The following is an 18,302-nucleotide window of genomic DNA, read 5'->3' as shown; positions in this document are numbered from 1 at the left end:
GGACCGGAGCCTGCTATTGCATGGTCGCGCTTAGTGGCCAGCGCTCTGGCCGCCGTCGACGTGCAGGATCTCGCCGGTGACGAACGGGGCGGAGTCCAGATAAAGGATCGCGTTCACGACATCGCTCATTTCGCCCATATGACCCATCGGATGGAGCGCGCCGAGCGCCGCATGCGTTTCCGCCGGATGCATCGGCGACCTGATGATGCCCGGCGAAACCGCGTTGGCACGAATGCCGCGTTTGGCGTATTCGATCGCGAGGGAGCGGGTTGCCGCGTTCAGGCCGCCCTTGGTGAGCGCGGCGAGTACCGCAGGCACGCCGTCGATCGCGTGGTCGGCCAGGGTGGTGCTGATGCTAACGACGTGGCCGCTGGCATGCTTTTCCATATCAGCGATGGCGAGCTGCGTGATGTAGAAGAAGCCATTCAGGTTCACACCCGTGACCGCTGCATAGTCTTCGGCGGTATAGCTGGTAAAAGGCTTGGCGACGAAGATGCCGGCGTTGTTCACGAGCGTATCGATGCGGCCGAAGCGCGTCACGGCTTCGCCGATCACACGGCGGGCGGTTTCGGGGTCGGCGATGTCGCCGGCCACGGTCAGGATGTTCGGATCCTCCGACGGCTTGATGCTACGCGCGGTGGCGACCACGCGATAGTCGAGCTTGCGGAACGCCTTGACGACTTCCGCGCCGATGCCTTGCGACGCGCCAGTAACGACGATGACCTTTTGTGACGTGCTCATAGAGAACCTCCAAATCCATTGAGTGGGCTCTGTTGCCGATCGGGTCCGCGGCTCCGATAAGGGGTTAATCTAGGCGCTTTGGTGCTCGGTTCGAATACCCTCCAGCGACAAACAGACTTGCGTGTGAGGAACAAGTCAGGCGCGACGGGCACGGGTTGAAGGCGGGTGGCCACGATGACGGTTTCCGCACAGACGGTAAGTTGTCTGCAGCGTCACACCGGCTAGTACTTCGCAAGGCATTTGCTCTGCCGGCACTCGTGAGAGTTGTTCATTTTTGATTTTCCTCCTTTAATCTTTATTGGCACGGAGGTTTCCCCGGAGACTTCTCACATTAGCGACCGGCCCTTTGGTAAGTCATCGGATACAACAATCCGATCAGGCCGAAAACTGGAATTGGATATTCCAGATCAGGAAGGCAAGTCGCCGAGATCGCAAACGTATGAGTCACCCTTGAATCACCGAAACACGAGGAGCCTGACATGAGCAATGCACAAACAACCAACCAAGCCGACACGGCTGCCGGTACAGCGCGGACGGTCGACATGAAGCTCGAGATCGTTGTCATCCCGGTCTCCGACGTCGATCGCGCGAAAGAGTTCTATGCCAGGTTAGGTTGGAGACTCGACGTCGATATCGCGAAAGACGAGCAGTTTCGAGTTGTCCATTTCACGCCCCCAGGCTCGCAATGCTCGGTCCTCTTCGGCAAGGGCGTCACGACTGAAGAACCGGGTTCGGTGCAGGGACTCCATCTCATTGTGTCCGATATAAACAGGGCGCACGCAGAGCTTGTCGAGCGAGGCATCGACGTGAGCGAAGTCTTCCACGACGCCGGCGGCCTTTTCCACCATGCGGGCGAGGAAGGACGCGTGAGCGGCCCGCAACCGGAACGGCGCAGCTACGGCTCCTTTGCCTCGTTCAGCGATCCTGACGGAAATGGCTGGGTCTTCCAGGAAGTGACCACTCGACTCCCTGGAAGGGTGGACGCGCAGGTCACGACATTCGCTTCGGCAATAGAACTCGCAGGGGCGCTACGGCGCGCCGCGGCCGCGCATGGCGAGCATGAGAAACTCTCCGGACAGCATGACGAAAACTGGCCGGACTGGTACGCCAGCTATATCGTCGCTGAGCAGGCCGGCACGCAGTTGCCGACGTAAGTCTGGCGGCTGATAGCTCGGCCAACTGCGAAGCGCGTGGATTACTTGTCCGGTTGATTGACTTTGCCGGTGTACCGGTCGAGATGAATTTCCACGTCAGGCTTTTTCTGCAATCCAAGTTCCATCAGCCTCTTGATATCCTGCTGCGCCGCTGGACGCTGTACGGAGGTAATGAAAGCGTCCCACTGTGGCCCAACCTCGCTATCGGGAGGGAGAGTGGAGATGTTGACGAAGTGCTTGATCTCCCCGATGGTCTGCTTGTCGAAGGATGCAATGCGGCGAGCCAGGGTGTCGACGAACTTATCCAGTTCGGCATCCGGAAGTGAGCGGTTGACATAGCCATATCGTTCGGCAAGTTCGCCGTTGATATCGTTGCCGCTCAGCAGAATTTCCAGTGCGCGGCCTCGCCCCATCAGCCGGGGAAGACGCGACATCGGTCCGCCGCCGGGAACGAAACCGGCGCCTACTTCGAATTGGGACAGCACGGCTTTTTCGCGGCTGGCGAAGCGCATGTCGGACGCAAGGGACAACTCACTGCCAACGCCCGTAGCCCGGCCCCGGATCGACACGATCGACACCACGGAAGAGCGGCTCAGGCGAGTCAGCATATCGGGTAGCGGCGGCATGCCTGTCGGGCCGGGGGGCATGCGCGTCGTGACTTCGAGGGGCGGCACAAAGTCATAGTGAGTCAGAAAAAAACCGGGTACTGAGCTGTCGAACACCACGACCTTCAGTTCGGCATCGTTCTCTATCTGGGTGATCACGCTGTTCAACTGCGGTATGGATTCCGGACCGAAGATATTGAATGGCGGATGGTCGATGGTGACGCGCCAGTATGCCGGCGTCACGCGTTTTATCTTGAACTCCTGCTTCGCGCCAGTTTCCGGTTGCGCGCTTTGATTCGCGGCGGTGCTTGCCTGGTCGTTCTGTGCTATCGCGCTGCCGTTGTGAAACAGTGCACCTGCGGCCATTGCCACCACCAAGTGGGTCAGTTTCATGTTTGCTTCCTTTTCGATGCTGAAGAAATTCGCGGAAGAAAGAACGCGCGGGCATTCGGTCCACAGGAATTAGTGTAGGCACCCACTCGGCAGATACCAATGAGCATGACTGCATCGGTCAATCAAGAATCAGGACACCATATTGAGCGGTGTGAAGCAATGCGGATTGTGTAACCGATACTGTCGCCGCCGCATAAAACTCGCCAGTGTCTTTTCGCGCATTGTGTCCACACGGCAATGGCCAAAAAAGCCTGGCGCAACGCATTTGTTCGCGATCGACACAACTGTTGTTCTAACTTGGCCATTTACCCGGAGGGCTTGCTTCCACACAATCGCTACAACTACTGCAAACTGCTGTTTGCGGTCGGTTGAAGCGATAACGATGCGAGGCTTGCCAACTGGCTGCCTCTATAGACGACTCAATTGGACAATCGTGAACGTGTTTGCCCAGGATATTGCGTTGCCGCCGCGCCCATCGCTCCAGCTCATCTGATTCATTGCCAACAGGAGCTTGTATGGCTGACGATATCCTTCCCCAAACCCCATCGCGCCGTCGCTTTATCGGCGTGGCGGCGGCGGCCGCAATTGCGGGCTCATTGAGCCGACTTGCTTTCGCGGATACGAATCAAACCATCACTGAAGTCACGAAGTCGAGCGGCGGTGACAAGACCGCTATTCGTCGACTCCGCGTGCACGCGCCGGAATCGCAACTCATCGATTTGAAGAGGCGTATCAAGGCGACCAGGTGGCCTGAGCGGGAGACCGTGACTGATGCGTCACAGGGCGTGCAACTCGCGACAATGCAGAAGCTCGCACGGTATTGGGCGACTGACTATGACTGGCGCAAAGTCGAAGCGAGGCTGAACGCGTTGCCGCAGTTCGTGACCGAAATCGATGGGCTCGACATTCATTTCATCCACGTTCGTTCGAAAGACGCCAACGCGTTGCCGGTTATCGTCACGCACGGGTGGCCCGGTTCGATCATCGAGCAGTTGAAGATCATCGGTCCGCTGACCAATCCGACCGCTCATGGCGGGATGGCGTCGGACGCATTCGATATCGTGATTCCGTCGCTCCCGGGTTACGGGTTCTCAGGCAAACCGAGCGCGACCGGCTGGGACCCTGCTCGCATTGCACGCGCGTGGGTCGTACTGATGAAGCGGCTCGGATACACGCGATATGTGGCGCAAGGCGGCGATTGGGGAAATGCTGTCACGGAGCAGATGGCCCTGCTTGCGCCACCGGAACTGCTCGGTATTCACACCAACATGCCGGCCACCGTACCGGACAATATTGCAGAGGCGCTCAAGTATGGCAACCCGCCGCCGGCCGACCTCTCAGCCGACGAGCGGCACGCTTACGACCAGCTCGACTTTTTCTACAAGCACGGTCTTGGCTACGCCCAGGAGATGACGAACCGCCCGCAGACGTTGTACGGAATTGAAGACTCGCCTGTCGGCCTCGCCGCGTGGATGCTCGACCACGACGCCGCCAGCCAGGCACTTATCGCGCGCGTATTTGACGGTCAGTCCGAGGGGCTGACGCGAGACGACGTTCTCGAGAACGTGACGCTCTATTGGCTCACGAACACGGGAATTTCTTCGGCGCGGTTGTATTGGGAAAACAAGCTCAACTTCTTTGCTCCCAAGCACGTGGCCATTCCGGTTGCCGTCAGTGTATTTCCCGACGAAATCTACGCTGCCCCGCAAAGCTGGACAGCGAAGGCGTATCCCAAGCTGATTCACTATAACCGCCTTCCAAAAGGCGGACATTTTGCAGCCTGGGAGCAGCCGCAAGTATTCTCGGAAGAGATTCGCGTGAGCTTCCGGTCGCTGCGTTGAGCGCAAAGATGCGGGTGACGGGTCCTGGAAGAGCTCGCTCGCCGACCTCTTGCTTACTGGAAGCCGACGACGGGAAGACGCGCGCCACACACGTCTTGTCGCACGCAACAAGACGCCGGTTCAATGCGCACTGTCTTGTCCGGCATACGTTGCAACATGCCTGTATCGACAACTGGCGCAGCGCTTCGTCGACCGTCGAATGTGTAGTGCGTACAATCAATATGCGGACCCACTGACGCTGATGAATCGATAGGTCCTGCTTTATTCAAGCTTTGTTGACTGGAGAAGTGACAAATGAAATTCTCGATGAAAGATGAAATCCGTTCAGACGATGTGTCAACGATTGAGCATGCGATGAAGACCGTCGACGCCGACGCGAAGGTCAACGTCGACATTGACACCAAGATGGTGAGCGTCGATTCATGGCTGATGCCCGAAGAGTTTCTCGTCGCTTTCGAAGACGAGAACTATGAAGTCACCATTGTCGAAGCGTAGGCACGTGTGAGACTGAATTCAATCGCAGCGGCTGTAGGGGGCGTGGGGCGTTTCATGGTGGTGGTCATGCGGTCACGCGTGGTTCGAGTCCAACTGGCTGTTCAGGACCTTGATCACGCAACAGTTGACCAGCACCGAACAGTACGGATGCTTTGTTGCATGGACTGCATTCACTCCAACTACATGGTGTACTTTTACGGAACCGTCCGCTGCCGCGCAGTGATTCATTTGCTACACTTGATCAGGAAGCAGACTTGTTTGGCGCTCCGTTAACTCTGACGGTGGCGGCTGAGTTGCGAATCACCGCGCCCCGATTTGACGGCTTCAACTTCTGCACATTCAACATCAATCCGACCTGAGAAAGAGAAGGGCTTCAGGGTCACCGTTCTGCTCGCTCGGGTTGTCGAGCGACGCCGACTTCTCTGCCAAAGCTACGACGTCGAGCCTGACACTAAAGCGGCACTTCATATACCCTTAAGTAAAGAGACACGGTGTAAGCGGTTCACGAATTCGTCGGCCAGGAATCGCTACGAAGCGGTTGTCCGACTCGAGTACGTTGAGGTTTTTTTCCCTTCATGGACCTGGCGCCGCAATTGCGGACCCATGCGTCGGTCCTTCGTTGCAGGGCATGAAATAGTGTGGAGATGTCGACATGATTGAGTCTTCCGATTTCCGGAGCAAAAAGTTAGTGCTGAATCACGGAGGCGGCCGGATGCCCGCGCTTGGATTCGGCACGCTGATTCCCGATTCAGCTACGACTATCAGCGCTACCAGAGACGCGCTGGAGGCCGGCTATCGGCACTTCGATTGTGCCGAGCGATACCGTAACGAGCGCGAAGTGGGCGAAGCGCTGCGGATAGGGCTTGCCGCCGGAGGAATTGCGCGCGAAGACATCTTCGTGACTACAAAATTGTGGAACTCCAATCATCGGCGCGAGCGTGTCGAACCGGCTTTCGAAGCAAGTCTTGAAAGACTCGGGCTCGACTATCTCGATCTCTATCTGATACACACGCCGTTCGCATTTCAATCGGGGGATGAGCAGGATCCACGCGATGCAAACGGCGATGTCATCTACGATAAAGGCGTGACTTTGCTGGACACGTGGAGGGCGATGGAAGATCTCGTCGACCGCGGAAGATGCCGGGCCATCGGACTGTCCGATATTGGCCTGAACGACCTGCGGCCTCTCTATGAATCTGCACGAATCAAGCCGGCTGCGGTGCAGGTCGAAGCCCATCCGTATCTTCCGGAAACGGAACTTCTGGAATTCTGCAAGGAGAGAGAGATCGTGTTTTTGGCCTTTGCGCCATTGGGTCACGGAATCAGGCCGGGGCCGCTTGAGGACCCGGTCATCTCGCGGATTGCAGCACGAACTGGAAAGACGCCAGCCCAGGTACTGCTTGCCTGGGCGATCCAGCGCGGCGGAGCTTTGCTCACCACCCCTAAAACGGCGACCCGTGCGCGAGAGAATTTCGAAATCTCCGCGCTGCCAGCGGATGCATTCGACGAGATCAACCAGATTGAGACGAGGCAGAGGTACAACGAAGTCGTTAAAACGGGCAGCCCCGGGTTCATTCCGCGGCGTACGCAATAGGTAGATGTGAACGTTATCCGGAGGCACGCCATGCAGGAAGACAAGATACGTGAAGCTCTGGACGCGCACTGGAGCGCGTCGGCGGCGGGCGATCTCGACGCGGAGCATGATATTTACGATGATGATGCCGTCTGTGACTATCCCCAATCAGGTGAGCGAATTATCGGGCGAAGCAATTTGCAGGCACTGCGGAGCCATCATCCAGATAAGCCATCAGGCTTCAATGTCAGGCGGATTCAAGGAGAGGGTAATCTCTGGATCACGGAATACACCATCGCCTATGAGGGGCGAGCGGCGTACACGGTAAGCATCATGGAGTTCTGCGACGGCAAGGTCATTCACGAGACCCAGTATTTTTCCGATCCCTTCGAGGCACCGGGTTGGCGGAGTCAATGGGTCCAGCAGATCGCGTGACGTCGCGTGACGTCGCGTTGCGGCGCGATATAGCGCACGGTAACGCTCGATCGAGTCCTCCGTGATCGTCTCGCGTCAGGCCTTGATCGCATGCACGACAATTTCGATCAGACAATTTTCGCCAAGCAGTTCCTTGACGACCACCGTCGCCCGATTCGGGTTAGGCGGCGCCGTGAAATAGCGCGCGTAGACGCGGTTCATTTCCGGCGCGTCGGCTTTGTCGACCAGATAGATGGTCATCTGCGCGACATGCGCGAGGCTCGATCCTGCTGTGTGAGCAGGTAAAACGAGCGTCGCCCATCTGCGGAAATTGGCGGCACGATCGTTTTATCGCCAGACTTGCGATCAACGGTGTACCGAGCCTGCAACGTCCGGGCGTGGCGGGCCGCCCGCGTTAGTGTCGGCATAGCATGACAAACTGGTCGTCGACATGACGGCGAACGGAGACTACAGTTGTTTCCGTCACGGACGGACCACCGTGGGCGACCCGTGCTTCGCCGTCGTTCGCGCATTCCGCTGTGCCACGTCTCGATAGCATCCTGGGAAATGCAATCAATGGACACGAGAGAATCCTCAGCATTAACCGCGCCCCTACCAATCAGGCTGGCGCACGATATTGGCCATGACCCGGACGGCATTCGAACCGGACCTTCCGCAGTCGACATCCCAGCACCAACGATCCACAGCGGACATACTTTTTCTTTCAGCCAGGACGGCGAAAGCTTCCTGCTCGACGGCGAGCCGTTCCAGATCCGCAGCGGGGAGATGCATCCCGCCCGCATCCCCAGCGAATACTGGCAGCATCGGATCCTGATGGCCAAGGCGATGGGGATGAACTGCATCGCCCTCTACGTCATGTGGAATTACCACGAAACGAGTCCCGGCGTTTTCGATTTCCGCACAGGGAACCACGACGTCGAAGCATTTATTCGACTGTGCCAGCAGGAGGGCATGTGGGTGTTGCTGCGGCCGGGTCCCTATATCTGCGGCGAGTGGGATCTGGGCGGTATTCCGTCGTATCTGCTGAGTCATCCGGACATCCAGCTCAGGACCGACTCCGCTAACGATCCTCGCTACATGTCGGCGGTGGCCCGCTACATCAGGGAGTTGAGCCCGCGCATCGAACCACTACTGGTAAGTAACGGTGGGCCGATCCTGATGATTCAGATCGAGAATGAATTTGGCTCGTACGCCAGCAACCCGGCTTACCTCGAAGAGATACGGCAGCTCTGGCTTCAGGAAGGGATACAGGGACCGTTCTATACCGAAGATGGCATCAGGCAGCTCGAACAGAATCGCACGAACGTCGCCGGCGGCGCGATTGCGTTGAGCAATGGCGATGCGGAGCAAATCGCGGCCGTCCGGCGGGAATTTCCGGCCGTTCCGGCAATGGCCGGCGAAGTGTATCCAGGGTGGCTCACCCATTGGGGCGATGAGACGCTCAAAGGTACGGCCGTCGATATCTCCGGCACGTTAGACGCGTTCATGCAACGGAAGCTGTCGTTCAACCTCTATGTCATTCACGGCGGCACCAGCTTCGGCTTCTATGCCGGCGCAAACGTGGATGCCGATTCAGGCGAATATCAACCCGACATTACCAGCTACGATTACGCCGCACCCATCAGCGAGCAAGGCGTGGCGACGTCGAAGTACATGAAGTACCGCGGCGTGATCGCCCGCTATCTCTCGACGCCGCTGCCCGAGATACCCGAGCCCGTTCCGACTATCAGCCGCAAAGGAGGTCAGGCCTTGATGCCGGAACTTTACGCTTCCATTTGGGACAATCTGCCTGCCGCGCTCCCGGCGGCACAAACTGTTCATCCAGGGCCGTTCGAGTTGTACGGCCAGGCGTTCGGTTTCGCGCTGTATCGCAAGAAGCTGCAGGGTTACCGCGGCGGTGTGCTGGATCTCAAGGATGTTCACGATTACGCGACCGTTTTCGTCGGCGAGCAATACGTAGGCGGCGTGTCGAGAACTGTCATGCCGGAGCACCGCGCGCGGCAGTTGAATGTCACGCAGCACGCGCCGCTTACGGTTCCGTTTGTGTCGTCGTCGCCGGGCAGCGACGTATCATTGGATATCCTGGTCGAGGGCATGGGGCGCGTCAACTATGGCCACGCAATGATTGACCGCAAAGGCATTCTCGAACCGGTCACGCTGCAGGATGCGGGAGGTTCGAGCGCCACGCTCACCGGCTGGGAAGTCTTCCTGTTGCCGATGGATACCGCGTTTATCGCGAACTTGCGCGCCGTCTGTGCGAACCCTCGTAAGGCCGGACTGTTTTTCAAGGCGATTCTGCCGCTGGATACAGTCGGCGATACCTATCTCGACATGCGTAACTGGACCAAAGGTATGGTCTGGGTCAACGGGCACAATCTGGGTCGCTACTGGAATATCGGTCCGCAAGAGCGGCTGTATTGTCCTGCTCCCTGGCTGAGACAGGTTGACAACGAGATCATCATCTTCGATCTGCATCAGATTGAAGCGAGACCGGTTGAATTGGCGCGCACGCTATCGTAAGGAGGTCTCTGGAAGCGCACACCGGGAAATTCGCGGCCACCTCCATTACCCTTCGCCGCCGGCCGATACCAGTTCCAAAGTGAGTACTTCGAAGGGCGCGAGCGAGATATCGTGCGGCCGGTCGGCATCCAGCACCGGCGGAATATCCGGGGCATGGCCGCGCCACACGCTGCGCGTCAGGAATCGTCCCGCCGCGCCGGCCGGCAACTCCAATTGTCGCCGCAGATCGAGCAGGAAGCTGTTCGCCCCGCTGTCGGGATTGCGCAGGGTGATGATCGCCTTGACCGGCGACCATGCAGCCCAGCCGTACACTTCGAGTTCATCCGGCGCGCCGCCAATCCAGTGGCTGTCGCGCAGCACCTCGGCGTTCGCTCGCGCCCATCGGGCAGACTCGGCGAGAACGTCCCAGTCGCCATCGCTCAGCAACGACGGCGTGATGTACAACTCCTGCAGTTGTGCGCCGCTGCCGAAGTACGAATGCACTTCGTTTGCGAAGTCCTGCCCTTGAGCGGTATTCAACCGATCGTTGAACTGCGCGTAGATGATGCCGTGGAGCATCAGTGAGTTAAGCGGAAACAGCGGACTTCTGACAACGACGTTGCGGTAGGTCTGTGCGTCGCGGTAGGTAATCCAGCGTTCGCGATTGCTACCTACGCCGGCCAGGTCGTCATCCTTGCCGCCGCGCCAGATCGAATCAACGTAGCGTAGCCAGAACGGCGATGGATAGGTGCCGACGGTGAGGTTGACGAAGGCTTCGGGGCTGGCCTCGCGGATGTCCTCGATTAGCTGGATCGCCGCGTCCCAGTCGCTGCTGAAGCGGCTGCCGGGGACCACCGTATCAGCATTGCCGGTGCCGTCGAACTTGAATTGATTGATGCCGTGCCGCGTGAGCAGTTCCATCACGGCCTCATGGAAGCGTCGATAGTATTTCGGTCCGGACAGCGCGAAGCGGTCATCGATGATCTCGTAGCCGGCGGCTTGGCCTCGTGTCACGCGTTCCTGCCGCGTCGAGCCGTAGCCACCCCACGGCGACAGCCACACGCCGGGCGCCGCGCCATACCGGGCGGCGGCATCGCGCAGCGGCACGAATCCATGCGGAAAATCCTTGCCGAAATGCCAGCTGCCGCTGTAGTCGTCCCAGCCGTCATCGAACAGGAAGGAGTCGAGTCGTACGCCGCGCCTGTCGTGCAACTCGCGGCCGATGTCGCCGATACGTTCGAGCGCTTGCTGCTGCGTGTACGGCGTGAGGTACCCGATGTCGTACCAGCAGTTGTAGTGTAGGAACGGGCGGTATGGATGGGCTCGTTCGCGTTCGACATAGGCTGCGAAATCGCGGCGTAGCTGGCCGTCTCGAGCCACACCCGCCACCGCCGAGAAGGTCCAGGTCTTGCCCTTTTCCAGCGGCAAGGCCCGCGGCAGGATGAACCTGACGGTGTCGTCGCGAACCAGGCTTTCCGACAACGGAAGCTCGAATCCGAGGTAGACGTCGCCAACTATCACAGGGGTTCCCTTGAACTCACCGCCGGTTTGCGCACCGGACGTCCGCGTCTCCAGCAGCGAAACGGTGGCAACGTGCTCGTCCTTGCCGATCGCGGTAATTGCCGCTTGCAAGCGCAAGTACTGCGAGTCTTCGCGTTGCTCCACGCTCCACTCCACCCGCAGGCGATCCTGTTCGTCACCGAGGATGGCACGCACGCGTCTACCCGCGATTCGTTCGGCCAGTCGAGACGCCTTGGGATTTGCCGTCAGCATTTCTTCGCGCAGTGGCGCAAGCAGCTTCAGGTCGGCCATGCCCAGCGTGCGACCGTCGGCCAGCGATAGCGCGAACGGCGCGGTGACCGGCAGCGTGCGCTCGTGCAGGCGGTCGGTCAGGGCGAATTCGGCCAGATGCGGGTGCCTGACGGTCCAGTTCAAGGCGATCGCTGAGTTACCGAAGGAATGACAGTCGCCGTTCGTCTGGGACGCGGGCATGCCCGGATGCGTGGACACGGTTTCTTTGGCGTGCATGGAAGAAGCCCAGGATGAGGTGGGTGCCTGATCCATAGAATACTTCGGGCGGACTCAGCGGGTGCTCTCGTCCCACGGCACGGCGGCAACCACGCCGAGGAAGGCCGGTCAGCATGGTGAGCCTGAGGGTGGCACGGGCAATGAGCGACTTGTGGGGATCGATAGCGAGAACGAGCGGGGCGATGTCCGCAGGCTTGGTGGTCGTTGGTGCCGGCGACGTGCTACAAACAGTTCTGCGGTTTTCCGACGCGAAACCGGTCGACCTGGAAAATTGGGCGTCGTTAGACTTTCTGCCGAACCCTGGTTGAAAATAGGCGCAGGCACGGGGCTGCTCGCCCGGGTAGCGACGAGAAAATCTTCGTGTCATCGGTTGCCAGCACTCGCAAAGCTTTCGCAGTTTGTTTTCCTGTCGTCTCGCCAGGGGATGAGGTAAATCGGGCACGTAACGAGTTGAGGGGTAACCTCACCAGTGGGAAAAAGATAATGGACACGCTACATATGATGCGGATATTCGTTCGCATCGCAGAGGAGGGCAGCTTCACGGAAGCAGCCCAGCGCCTGAATATCACCAATGCCAATGCTTCACGTTCTATTGCGCAACTCGAGGCACATCTGCGGACGCGCCTGCTCAATCGCAGCACGCGCCGCGTCGCGCTGACTGAGGCCGGTCAACGCTATCTGGAGCGGTGCGAGCGGATTCTCGCCTACGTCGACGAAGCCGAGGCCGAAGCTGCGGACGCTCAGGTCAAGCCGTCTGGAAAATTGCAGGTACACGCGACATCAGCCTTCGGTCAGACGTACGTCTTGCCGGCCGTGTTGCGCTATCGGGAACAGAATCCTTCGGTCGCTGTGGATCTGACGTTGTCCCAGCACGTCCCCGATCTGCTCGATGAGGGGTACGACGTTTCGCTTCAGTTGAGTATGACGCACCTGCCCGATTCAGGCCTCGTCTCGCATCGGCTTGGCGATGTCCACAGCGTGCTATGCGCCGCACCCGCTTATCTGAAGGAACACGGTATGCCGCTTACGGTAGAAGAGCTCAACGGGCATGCTTGCCTGCAAATCGTCTCATCGGTTTTTCCGCGCGACCGCTGGCATCTGGATGGCCCCAACGGGCTGGAAACGTTCGAACTACCACCGGCGGATTTCAGGGTGAATGTGATCGAGGCACTGAGCGTTGCATTGCGAGACGGCATTGGAATCGGGGCGCTTCCCATCGCGAGCGCGTTGCCGGCGCTGCGCAGCGGCGCGCTGATTCGCGTGCTGCCCGAATATCAGTTGCAGAAGCTAACCGCCTACGTGCTGTACGCGTCGAGGCAGTACCTCGACGCGAAGATTAGAACCTTCGTCGAGTTCCTCCGGGAATTCGTTTCGCGGGCTCTAGAGGCCGACTTGTCGGCGCTATCTGCGCGCGTCCAACCGTGAGATCCGGTAAATGCAAAAACCATCGACGTCCGCAGAGCGCAAGGGATCCGCAGACAACAAAAAACCCCGTAAGACTTTGATCTTACGGGGTTTCTCGAACTTCTTCGGCTTACGCCTGAACAACCGTTGGTGCCCAGGAGAGGACTCGAACCTCCACGGTGTTGCCACCGCTAGGACCTGAACCTAGTGCGTCTACCAATTCCGCCACCTGGGCACGTCTTCAAGCTAGACCGCTATTTTAGCGTGATGATGTAGCGTGTCAATCCCCACATGCAAACTAACTTCGCTCCAACCAACCGCCCGGATATCGCGTGCAATGAAGGTATGCTTCACCGCTCGACAGCCGTCCTGCCAACTACTCATTGCGCCACGTAATCCACGCTGATAAACAGAATCGGATCACCCGGCTTCACACAAAAAGTAAAGCCGCTCGTAAGCGGCTTTACTTTTGAATCTGGTGCCCAAGAGAGGACTCGAACCTCCACAGTGTTGCCACCGCTAGGACCTGAACCTAGTGCGTCTACCAATTTCGCCACCTGGGCAGGTGATGAACAGCAAAGAACGCCATTATAGCGACAGATTAGAACCTGTCAAGCGTTTCTCAAAACTCGCTTAAACATCGCGTCGACGAGCGTGCGCGTGCGTCACGGCCAACCGCGCAGCGACTCTTGACGGGCCGCTTGGCGCGCAAGACGGGTGTTAGAATGCCTCGCAGTAGTTCGTTGGCACGGTGCACACGCCCGTCGGACTCAGCCTTGAACGAGCCGGACCCGAGCAGTCTTTTCTGTGCATTTGCAGGTGCAATTCAAGCGCAACTGAAGCGTAACTGAAGCGCTAAGCAAACGCTTCCTAAGCCGAGCCACATCGCCGACCGACGTCCATGCAACGAGAAAAAATCATCGACAAGCCCTTGAGCAAATTTCCGTATCCGATTCCAAGCCGCGAAGAAATCCTGGGCGTCCTGCGCACGAGTGAAGCGCCGCTTGCAGCGAACGACATCGCCGAAGCCCTGTCGATCAAACGCCAGGAGCGCGAAGGGTTTTTCAAGCGCCTCGGCGCGATGGAGCGCGACGGCCAGATCCGGCTCGATCAGCGCAATCTCTACCAACTGACTCATCCGTCGAACTTCGTCGCGGGCCGTGTGCAAGGCCATCGTGACGGCTTCGGCTTCCTGATTCGCGACGACGGCCAGGACGATCTGTTCCTGCCCACCGCGGAAATGCAGAAGGTCATGCACAACGACCGCGTGCTCGCGCGCATCGTCGGCTATGACAGGCGCGGCCGTCCGGAGGGGCATATCGTCGAGGTCACGGATCGCGCCAACAAGCGCGTGATCGGCCGCCTGCTCAATGAGAACGGCGCGCTGATCGTTGCACCTGAAGACAAGCGCATCGGCCACGATATTCTGATCCAGCAGAACACCAAGAAGGCCAAGGTCGGCCAGGTGGTGGTGGTCGAGCTGACCGATTTCCCCAGCCGTCATTCGCAGCCGCTCGGCCGCGTGGTGGAAGTGCTCGGCGATATCGACGACCCCGGCATGGAAATCGAAATCGCGGTGCGCAAGTACGGCGTGCCGCACGAATTCAGCCAGGCCGCGCTCGACGAAGCCTCGCGCCTGCCCGACGAAGTGCGCCCGGTCGACGCGCGTCATCGCATCGATCTGCGCGACGTGCCGCTCGTCACGATCGACGGCGAAGACGCCCGCGACTTCGACGACGCCGTGTACTGCGAGCCGGTTCAGGTCGGCCGTGGCGAGGGCTTCCGCCTGATCGTCGCGATCGCGGACGTCTCGCACTATGTGCATCCGAAGAGCGGGCTCGACGCCGACGCGATCGAGCGCAGCACCTCGGTGTATTTCCCGCGCCGCGTGATCCCCATGCTGCCGGAGAAGCTGTCGAACGGTTTGTGCTCGCTGAACCCGCACGTCGACCGTTGCGTGCTGGTGTGCGACATGATCGTCACCGCGCGCGGCGAAGTGAAGGCGTATCAGTTCTATCCCGGCGTGATGCACTCGGCCGCGCGTCTGACCTATACGGAAGTCGCCGCGGTCCTGAAGAACACCAAGGGTCCGGAGGCCACGCGCCGCGCCGCCTTGCTGCCGCAACTGCAGAATCTGTACGGCGTGTACAAGTCGCTGTTCGCCGCGCGCCAGAAACGCGGCGCGATCGACTTCGATACGACCGAGACGTATATCGTCTGCAATGCGCAGGGCAAGATCGAACAGATCATTCCGCGCACCCGCAACGACGCGCACAAGCTGATCGAGGAATGCATGCTGGCCGCGAACGTCTGCGCGGCCGACTTCCTCAAGCGCAACAAACATCCGGGGCTGTTCCGCGTGCACGCCGGACCGACCGCCGAAAAGCTCGAGAATCTGCGCACCTTCCTGCGCGGCATGGGCCTCACGCTGGCCGGCGGCGACAAACCGCACGCGAGCGACTACGCCGCCTTGATGGCGCAGATCCGCGACCGGCCCGACGCGCAGATGCTGCAAACCATGCTGTTGCGCTCGATGCAGCAGGCGGTCTACAGCCCGGACAACATCGGCCACTTCGGTCTCGCGTATGAAGCGTATGCGCACTTCACGAGCCCGATTCGCCGTTATCCCGACCTGCTCACGCACCGCGCGATCTACGCGATTTTGCAAGGCCGCAAGTATCAGCCCGAGCCGCCGCAAGGCGTCGAACTGAATACGGCGCTCTCGCCGCGCGCTCGCGCCATGCAGCAGGCCGATGACGAAAAGCGCGGCCGTCAGCGCTCGAACAACGTGGCGATCTGGGAAGAGCTCGGCCTGCATTGCTCGGCCAACGAACGCCGCGCCGACGAAGCCTCGCGCGACGTCGAAGCCTGGCTGAAGTGCTACTTCATGCGCGACAAGCTCGGCGAAGAGTACGGCGGCATGGTCAATGGCGTGACGTCGTTCGGGATTTTCGTGCAGCTCGATTCGCTCTTTATCGAAGGCCTCGTGCACGTCACCGAACTCGGCTCGGACTACTTCCAGTACGACGAGATCAAGAACGAACTGCGCGGCGAGCGCACCGGCATTCGTTATCGTCTGTCGGATCGCGTGCGGGTGCAGGTGAGCCGCGTCGATCTCGATGCGCGCAAAATCGACTTCCGGCTCGTGCGCGACACGCCGATCAAGCCGCCTCTGGTGCGCGGGCCGTCGGCCGACAAGTCGTCCGGTGAAAACGGTGGGGCACGCGTGCGCGTGTTGCCGCCGGTGGAAGGCGGCGCGGCAGCGCCGGGCGCGCGTCGCAAGAAGGCTGCGCCCGCGCAAACCGCGGCGGTCAAGGAAGCACGCGCCGCGCGTGGCGCGGCGAAGAAGCACGGCGCCGCGACCAAATCGGTGTCGAAACCGCAGGCACGCAAGAAGCGCTGAAGCCGCCTGCCTGCTTAAACCGCGCGCATCGGGCACGTACCAACGTGCCGGTTGCGCGCGGTCTGCGTTTCATCGTCATCAAGCATTCGAACACAGCAGCCGCAGTGCTGACATATAAGCACGCAAAGCACGCAGGTTCGTATTCATCACAGCAGCGCGCGTCGAACGCGCGCTCAATCAAAGGTTGTATCAGTCATGGCACGTCTTAAGGTTTTATACGGTTTCCACGCAGTGACCGCGCGTATCCGGCACGATGCGTCGACAGTCGAAGATGTCTACTACGACGCGACGCGCAAAGACCGTCGCATGACCGAATTCCTGCACGCGGCGAAAGAAGCCGGCGTGCGTCTGATCGCCGCCGACGAAACGCGTCTGTGGGGCCTCGCGCACACCGAGCGTCACCAGGGCGTGGTGGCGCGCGCGGGCGACATGCCGCTCGCCCAGAACTTGGCCGAGCTGCTCGACGGCATCAACGGTTCGCCGCTGATTCTCGTGCTCGACGGCGTGACCGATCCGCACAATCTCGGCGCCTGCTTGCGCGTGGCCGATGCCGCCGGCGCGCACGCGGTGATCGCGCCGCGCGACCGCGCGGTGGGTTTGAACGCGACGGCCGCGAAGGTGGCGAGCGGCGCGGCCGACACCGTGCCGTACATCACCGTGACGAATCTGGCGCGCGCGCTGCGTGAGCTGAAGGACGCGGGGGTGTGGGTCGTCGGCACGGCCGGCGAGGCCACCAAGAGCCTCTACGACACGGAGCTGGACGGTCCGGTGGCGCTGGTGATGGGCGCCGAAGGCGAGGGCATGCGCCGTCTCACGCGCGACACCTGCGACGTGGTCATGCAGATTCCGATGGCGGGCACGGTGGAAAGCCTGAACGTTTCGGTGGCGAGCGGCGTGTGTCTGTTCGAAGCGGTGCGTCAACGGGCGGTGAAGAAGTAATCCCGCCCGGCGCCAGGCCGTCACTCCGATAAACTAGCGTTTTTTACTGCTCGCCTGCCTTTCCCATGACTCAAGACGAACTCAAGCAACTGGTCGGCCAGGCCGCCGCCGACTACGTGAACGCCACCGTGCCCGAAGGCCTGGTGATCGGCGTCGGCACCGGCTCCACCGCGAACTGTTTCATCGACGCGCTCGCCGCCAACAAGGCGCGCTATCGCGGCGCGGTGTCGAGTTCGCTTGCCACCACCGCGCGGCTGCAATCGCACGGCTTCAAGGTGCTCGACCTCAACGAAATCGATTCACTGCCCGTGTACGTGGACGGCGCCGACGAGATCGACCACAGCGGCGCGATGATCAAAGGCGGCGGCGGCGCGCTGACGCGCGAGAAGATCGTCGCGTCGGTGTCGGACGTGTTCGTGTGCATCGCGGACGCCAGCAAGCTGGTCGAGACGCTCGGCAATTTCCCGCTGCCGATCGAAGTGGTGCCGATGGCGCGTACCGCGATCGGCCGCCGCGTCACGGCGCTCGGCGGCGTGCCGGTGGTGCGCGTCACGAAAGAAGGCGTGCCGTTCATTACCGACAACGGTAACGAAATCATCGACGTCAAGGGCTTGCGTATCAGTGACCCGCGCACGCTGGAAATGCACATCAACGCATGGCCGGGCGTGGTGACGGTGGGCCTGTTCGCCGGCCGTGGCGCGAATCTGTGCCTGCTCGGCACGGACACTGGCGTCGAGACGATCGAGTACAGCAAGGGCTGAGCAACGCCGGCCACGCATCGCGCGCGAGTTT

Annotated in this window: 13 protein-coding genes, 2 tRNA genes and 1 pseudogene; 10 read left to right on the top strand and 6 right to left on the bottom strand. The window is 60.2% G+C overall.

Annotated elements, in window-relative coordinates; translation table 11 throughout:
• Positions 1 to 30: 30 nt before the first annotated feature.
• Complete coding sequence (locus B0G74_RS11580) at positions 31 to 741, bottom strand: SDR family oxidoreductase (RefSeq protein ID WP_132374907.1); 711 nt, start codon at positions 739 to 741, stop codon at positions 31 to 33.
• Between the two features lie 479 nt (positions 742 to 1,220).
• On the opposite strand from B0G74_RS11580, the gene B0G74_RS11575 reads away from it, so the two are divergent.
• A complete protein-coding gene (locus B0G74_RS11575; protein WP_132374906.1) occupies positions 1,221 to 1,895 on the top strand; it encodes a VOC family protein in 675 nt (224 codons plus the stop codon).
• Positions 1,896 to 1,936: 41 nt separating this feature from the next.
• Here B0G74_RS11575 and B0G74_RS11570 read toward each other — a convergent pair whose 3' ends face one another.
• On the bottom strand, positions 1,937 to 2,893 hold the full coding sequence (locus tag B0G74_RS11570) for an enoyl-CoA hydratase/isomerase family protein (protein ID WP_132374905.1): 957 nt from the start codon (positions 2,891 to 2,893) through the stop codon (positions 1,937 to 1,939).
• Between the two features lie 515 nt (positions 2,894 to 3,408).
• On the opposite strand from B0G74_RS11570, the gene B0G74_RS11565 reads away from it, so the two are divergent.
• From B0G74_RS11565 to B0G74_RS11550, 4 genes are all read left to right on the top strand, one after another.
• Positions 3,409 to 4,734: an epoxide hydrolase family protein gene (locus B0G74_RS11565; protein WP_132374904.1), complete on the top strand. Its 1,326-nt coding sequence runs from the start codon at positions 3,409 to 3,411 to the stop codon at positions 4,732 to 4,734.
• 294 nt (positions 4,735 to 5,028) lie between these two features.
• Positions 5,029 to 5,229 (top strand): copper chaperone, encoded by a 201-nt coding sequence (locus B0G74_RS11560; protein WP_132374903.1) that lies wholly within the window; start codon positions 5,029 to 5,031, stop codon positions 5,227 to 5,229.
• A 652-nt stretch (positions 5,230 to 5,881) separates the two neighbouring features.
• On the top strand, positions 5,882 to 6,823 hold the full coding sequence (locus B0G74_RS11555; protein ID WP_132374902.1) for an aldo/keto reductase: 942 nt from the start codon (positions 5,882 to 5,884) through the stop codon (positions 6,821 to 6,823).
• A 30-nt stretch (positions 6,824 to 6,853) separates the two neighbouring features.
• On the top strand, positions 6,854 to 7,237 hold the full coding sequence (locus B0G74_RS11550; RefSeq protein WP_132374901.1) for a nuclear transport factor 2 family protein: 384 nt from the start codon (positions 6,854 to 6,856) through the stop codon (positions 7,235 to 7,237).
• Between the two features lie 75 nt (positions 7,238 to 7,312).
• Here B0G74_RS11550 and B0G74_RS11545 read toward each other — a convergent pair.
• Positions 7,313 to 7,498, bottom strand: a pseudogene (locus B0G74_RS11545) (RidA family protein); the annotation flags it as partial.
• 294 nt (positions 7,499 to 7,792) lie between these two features.
• Here B0G74_RS11545 and B0G74_RS11540 point away from each other — a divergent pair.
• A complete protein-coding gene (locus B0G74_RS11540; protein WP_132374899.1) occupies positions 7,793 to 9,757 on the top strand; it encodes a beta-galactosidase in 1,965 nt (654 codons plus the stop codon).
• Positions 9,758 to 9,802: 45 nt separating this feature from the next.
• Here the strand turns inward: B0G74_RS11540 and B0G74_RS11535 are convergent, their stop codons facing one another.
• Positions 9,803 to 11,800 carry an enterotoxin gene (locus B0G74_RS11535; protein ID WP_243658163.1) on the bottom strand — a complete coding sequence of 666 codons (1,998 nt, stop codon included), beginning with the start codon at positions 11,798 to 11,800 and terminating at the stop codon, positions 9,803 to 9,805.
• 447 nt (positions 11,801 to 12,247) lie between these two features.
• On the opposite strand from B0G74_RS11535, the gene B0G74_RS11525 reads away from it, so the two are divergent.
• Complete coding sequence (locus B0G74_RS11525; RefSeq protein WP_132376918.1) at positions 12,248 to 13,189, top strand: LysR family transcriptional regulator; 942 nt, start codon at positions 12,248 to 12,250, stop codon at positions 13,187 to 13,189.
• A 127-nt stretch (positions 13,190 to 13,316) separates the two neighbouring features.
• On the opposite strand, the gene B0G74_RS11520 is transcribed toward B0G74_RS11525, so the two are convergent.
• Both B0G74_RS11520 and B0G74_RS11515 read right to left on the bottom strand, forming a co-directional pair.
• Positions 13,317 to 13,403: transfer RNA gene (locus tag B0G74_RS11520), tRNA-Leu, on the bottom strand.
• Positions 13,404 to 13,644: 241 nt separating this feature from the next.
• Positions 13,645 to 13,731: transfer RNA gene (locus tag B0G74_RS11515), tRNA-Leu, on the bottom strand.
• Positions 13,732 to 14,069: 338 nt separating this feature from the next.
• On the opposite strand from B0G74_RS11515, the gene rnr reads away from it, so the two are divergent.
• The 3 genes from rnr (at position 14,070) to rpiA (ending at position 18,271) form a co-directional block, all read left to right on the top strand.
• A complete protein-coding gene (gene rnr / locus B0G74_RS11510) occupies positions 14,070 to 16,571 on the top strand; it encodes a ribonuclease R (RefSeq protein ID WP_132374898.1) in 2,502 nt (833 codons plus the stop codon).
• Between the two features lie 195 nt (positions 16,572 to 16,766).
• Positions 16,767 to 17,510: a 23S rRNA (guanosine(2251)-2'-O)-methyltransferase RlmB gene (rlmB, locus tag B0G74_RS11505; protein ID WP_007182197.1), complete on the top strand. Its 744-nt coding sequence runs from the start codon at positions 16,767 to 16,769 to the stop codon at positions 17,508 to 17,510.
• 65 nt (positions 17,511 to 17,575) lie between these two features.
• Positions 17,576 to 18,271: a ribose-5-phosphate isomerase RpiA gene (rpiA, locus tag B0G74_RS11500; protein WP_132374897.1), complete on the top strand. Its 696-nt coding sequence runs from the start codon at positions 17,576 to 17,578 to the stop codon at positions 18,269 to 18,271.
• Positions 18,272 to 18,302: the final 31 nt, after the last annotated feature.

Source organism: Paraburkholderia sp. BL9I2N2 (assembly GCF_004339745.1).
GTDB lineage: Bacteria > Pseudomonadota > Gammaproteobacteria > Burkholderiales > Burkholderiaceae > Paraburkholderia.
This window is presented reverse-complemented; position numbering and strand designations above follow the sequence as displayed.

Bases quoted from the DNA above. Each gene is read 5' to 3' on its own strand.
- B0G74_RS11580 (WP_132374907.1), bottom strand. From the start codon at position 741: ATGAGCACGTCACAAAAGGTCATCGTCGTTACTGGCGCGTCGCAAGGC.
- B0G74_RS11575 (WP_132374906.1), top strand. From the start codon at position 1,221: ATGAGCAATGCACAAACAACCAACCAAGCCGACACGGCTGCCGGTACA.
- B0G74_RS11570 (WP_132374905.1), bottom strand. From the start codon at position 2,893: ATGAAACTGACCCACTTGGTGGTGGCAATGGCCGCAGGTGCACTGTTT.
- B0G74_RS11565 (WP_132374904.1), top strand. From the start codon at position 3,409: ATGGCTGACGATATCCTTCCCCAAACCCCATCGCGCCGTCGCTTTATC.
- B0G74_RS11560 (WP_132374903.1), top strand. From the start codon at position 5,029: ATGAAATTCTCGATGAAAGATGAAATCCGTTCAGACGATGTGTCAACG.
- B0G74_RS11555 (WP_132374902.1), top strand. From the start codon at position 5,882: ATGATTGAGTCTTCCGATTTCCGGAGCAAAAAGTTAGTGCTGAATCAC.
- B0G74_RS11550 (WP_132374901.1), top strand. From the start codon at position 6,854: ATGCAGGAAGACAAGATACGTGAAGCTCTGGACGCGCACTGGAGCGCG.
- B0G74_RS11540 (WP_132374899.1), top strand. From the start codon at position 7,793: ATGGACACGAGAGAATCCTCAGCATTAACCGCGCCCCTACCAATCAGG.
- B0G74_RS11535 (WP_243658163.1), bottom strand. From the start codon at position 11,800: ATGGATCAGGCACCCACCTCATCCTGGGCTTCTTCCATGCACGCCAAA.
- B0G74_RS11525 (WP_132376918.1), top strand. From the start codon at position 12,248: ATGGACACGCTACATATGATGCGGATATTCGTTCGCATCGCAGAGGAG.
- rnr (WP_132374898.1), top strand. From the start codon at position 14,070: ATGCAACGAGAAAAAATCATCGACAAGCCCTTGAGCAAATTTCCGTAT.
- rlmB (WP_007182197.1), top strand. From the start codon at position 16,767: ATGGCACGTCTTAAGGTTTTATACGGTTTCCACGCAGTGACCGCGCGT.
- rpiA (WP_132374897.1), top strand. From the start codon at position 17,576: ATGACTCAAGACGAACTCAAGCAACTGGTCGGCCAGGCCGCCGCCGAC.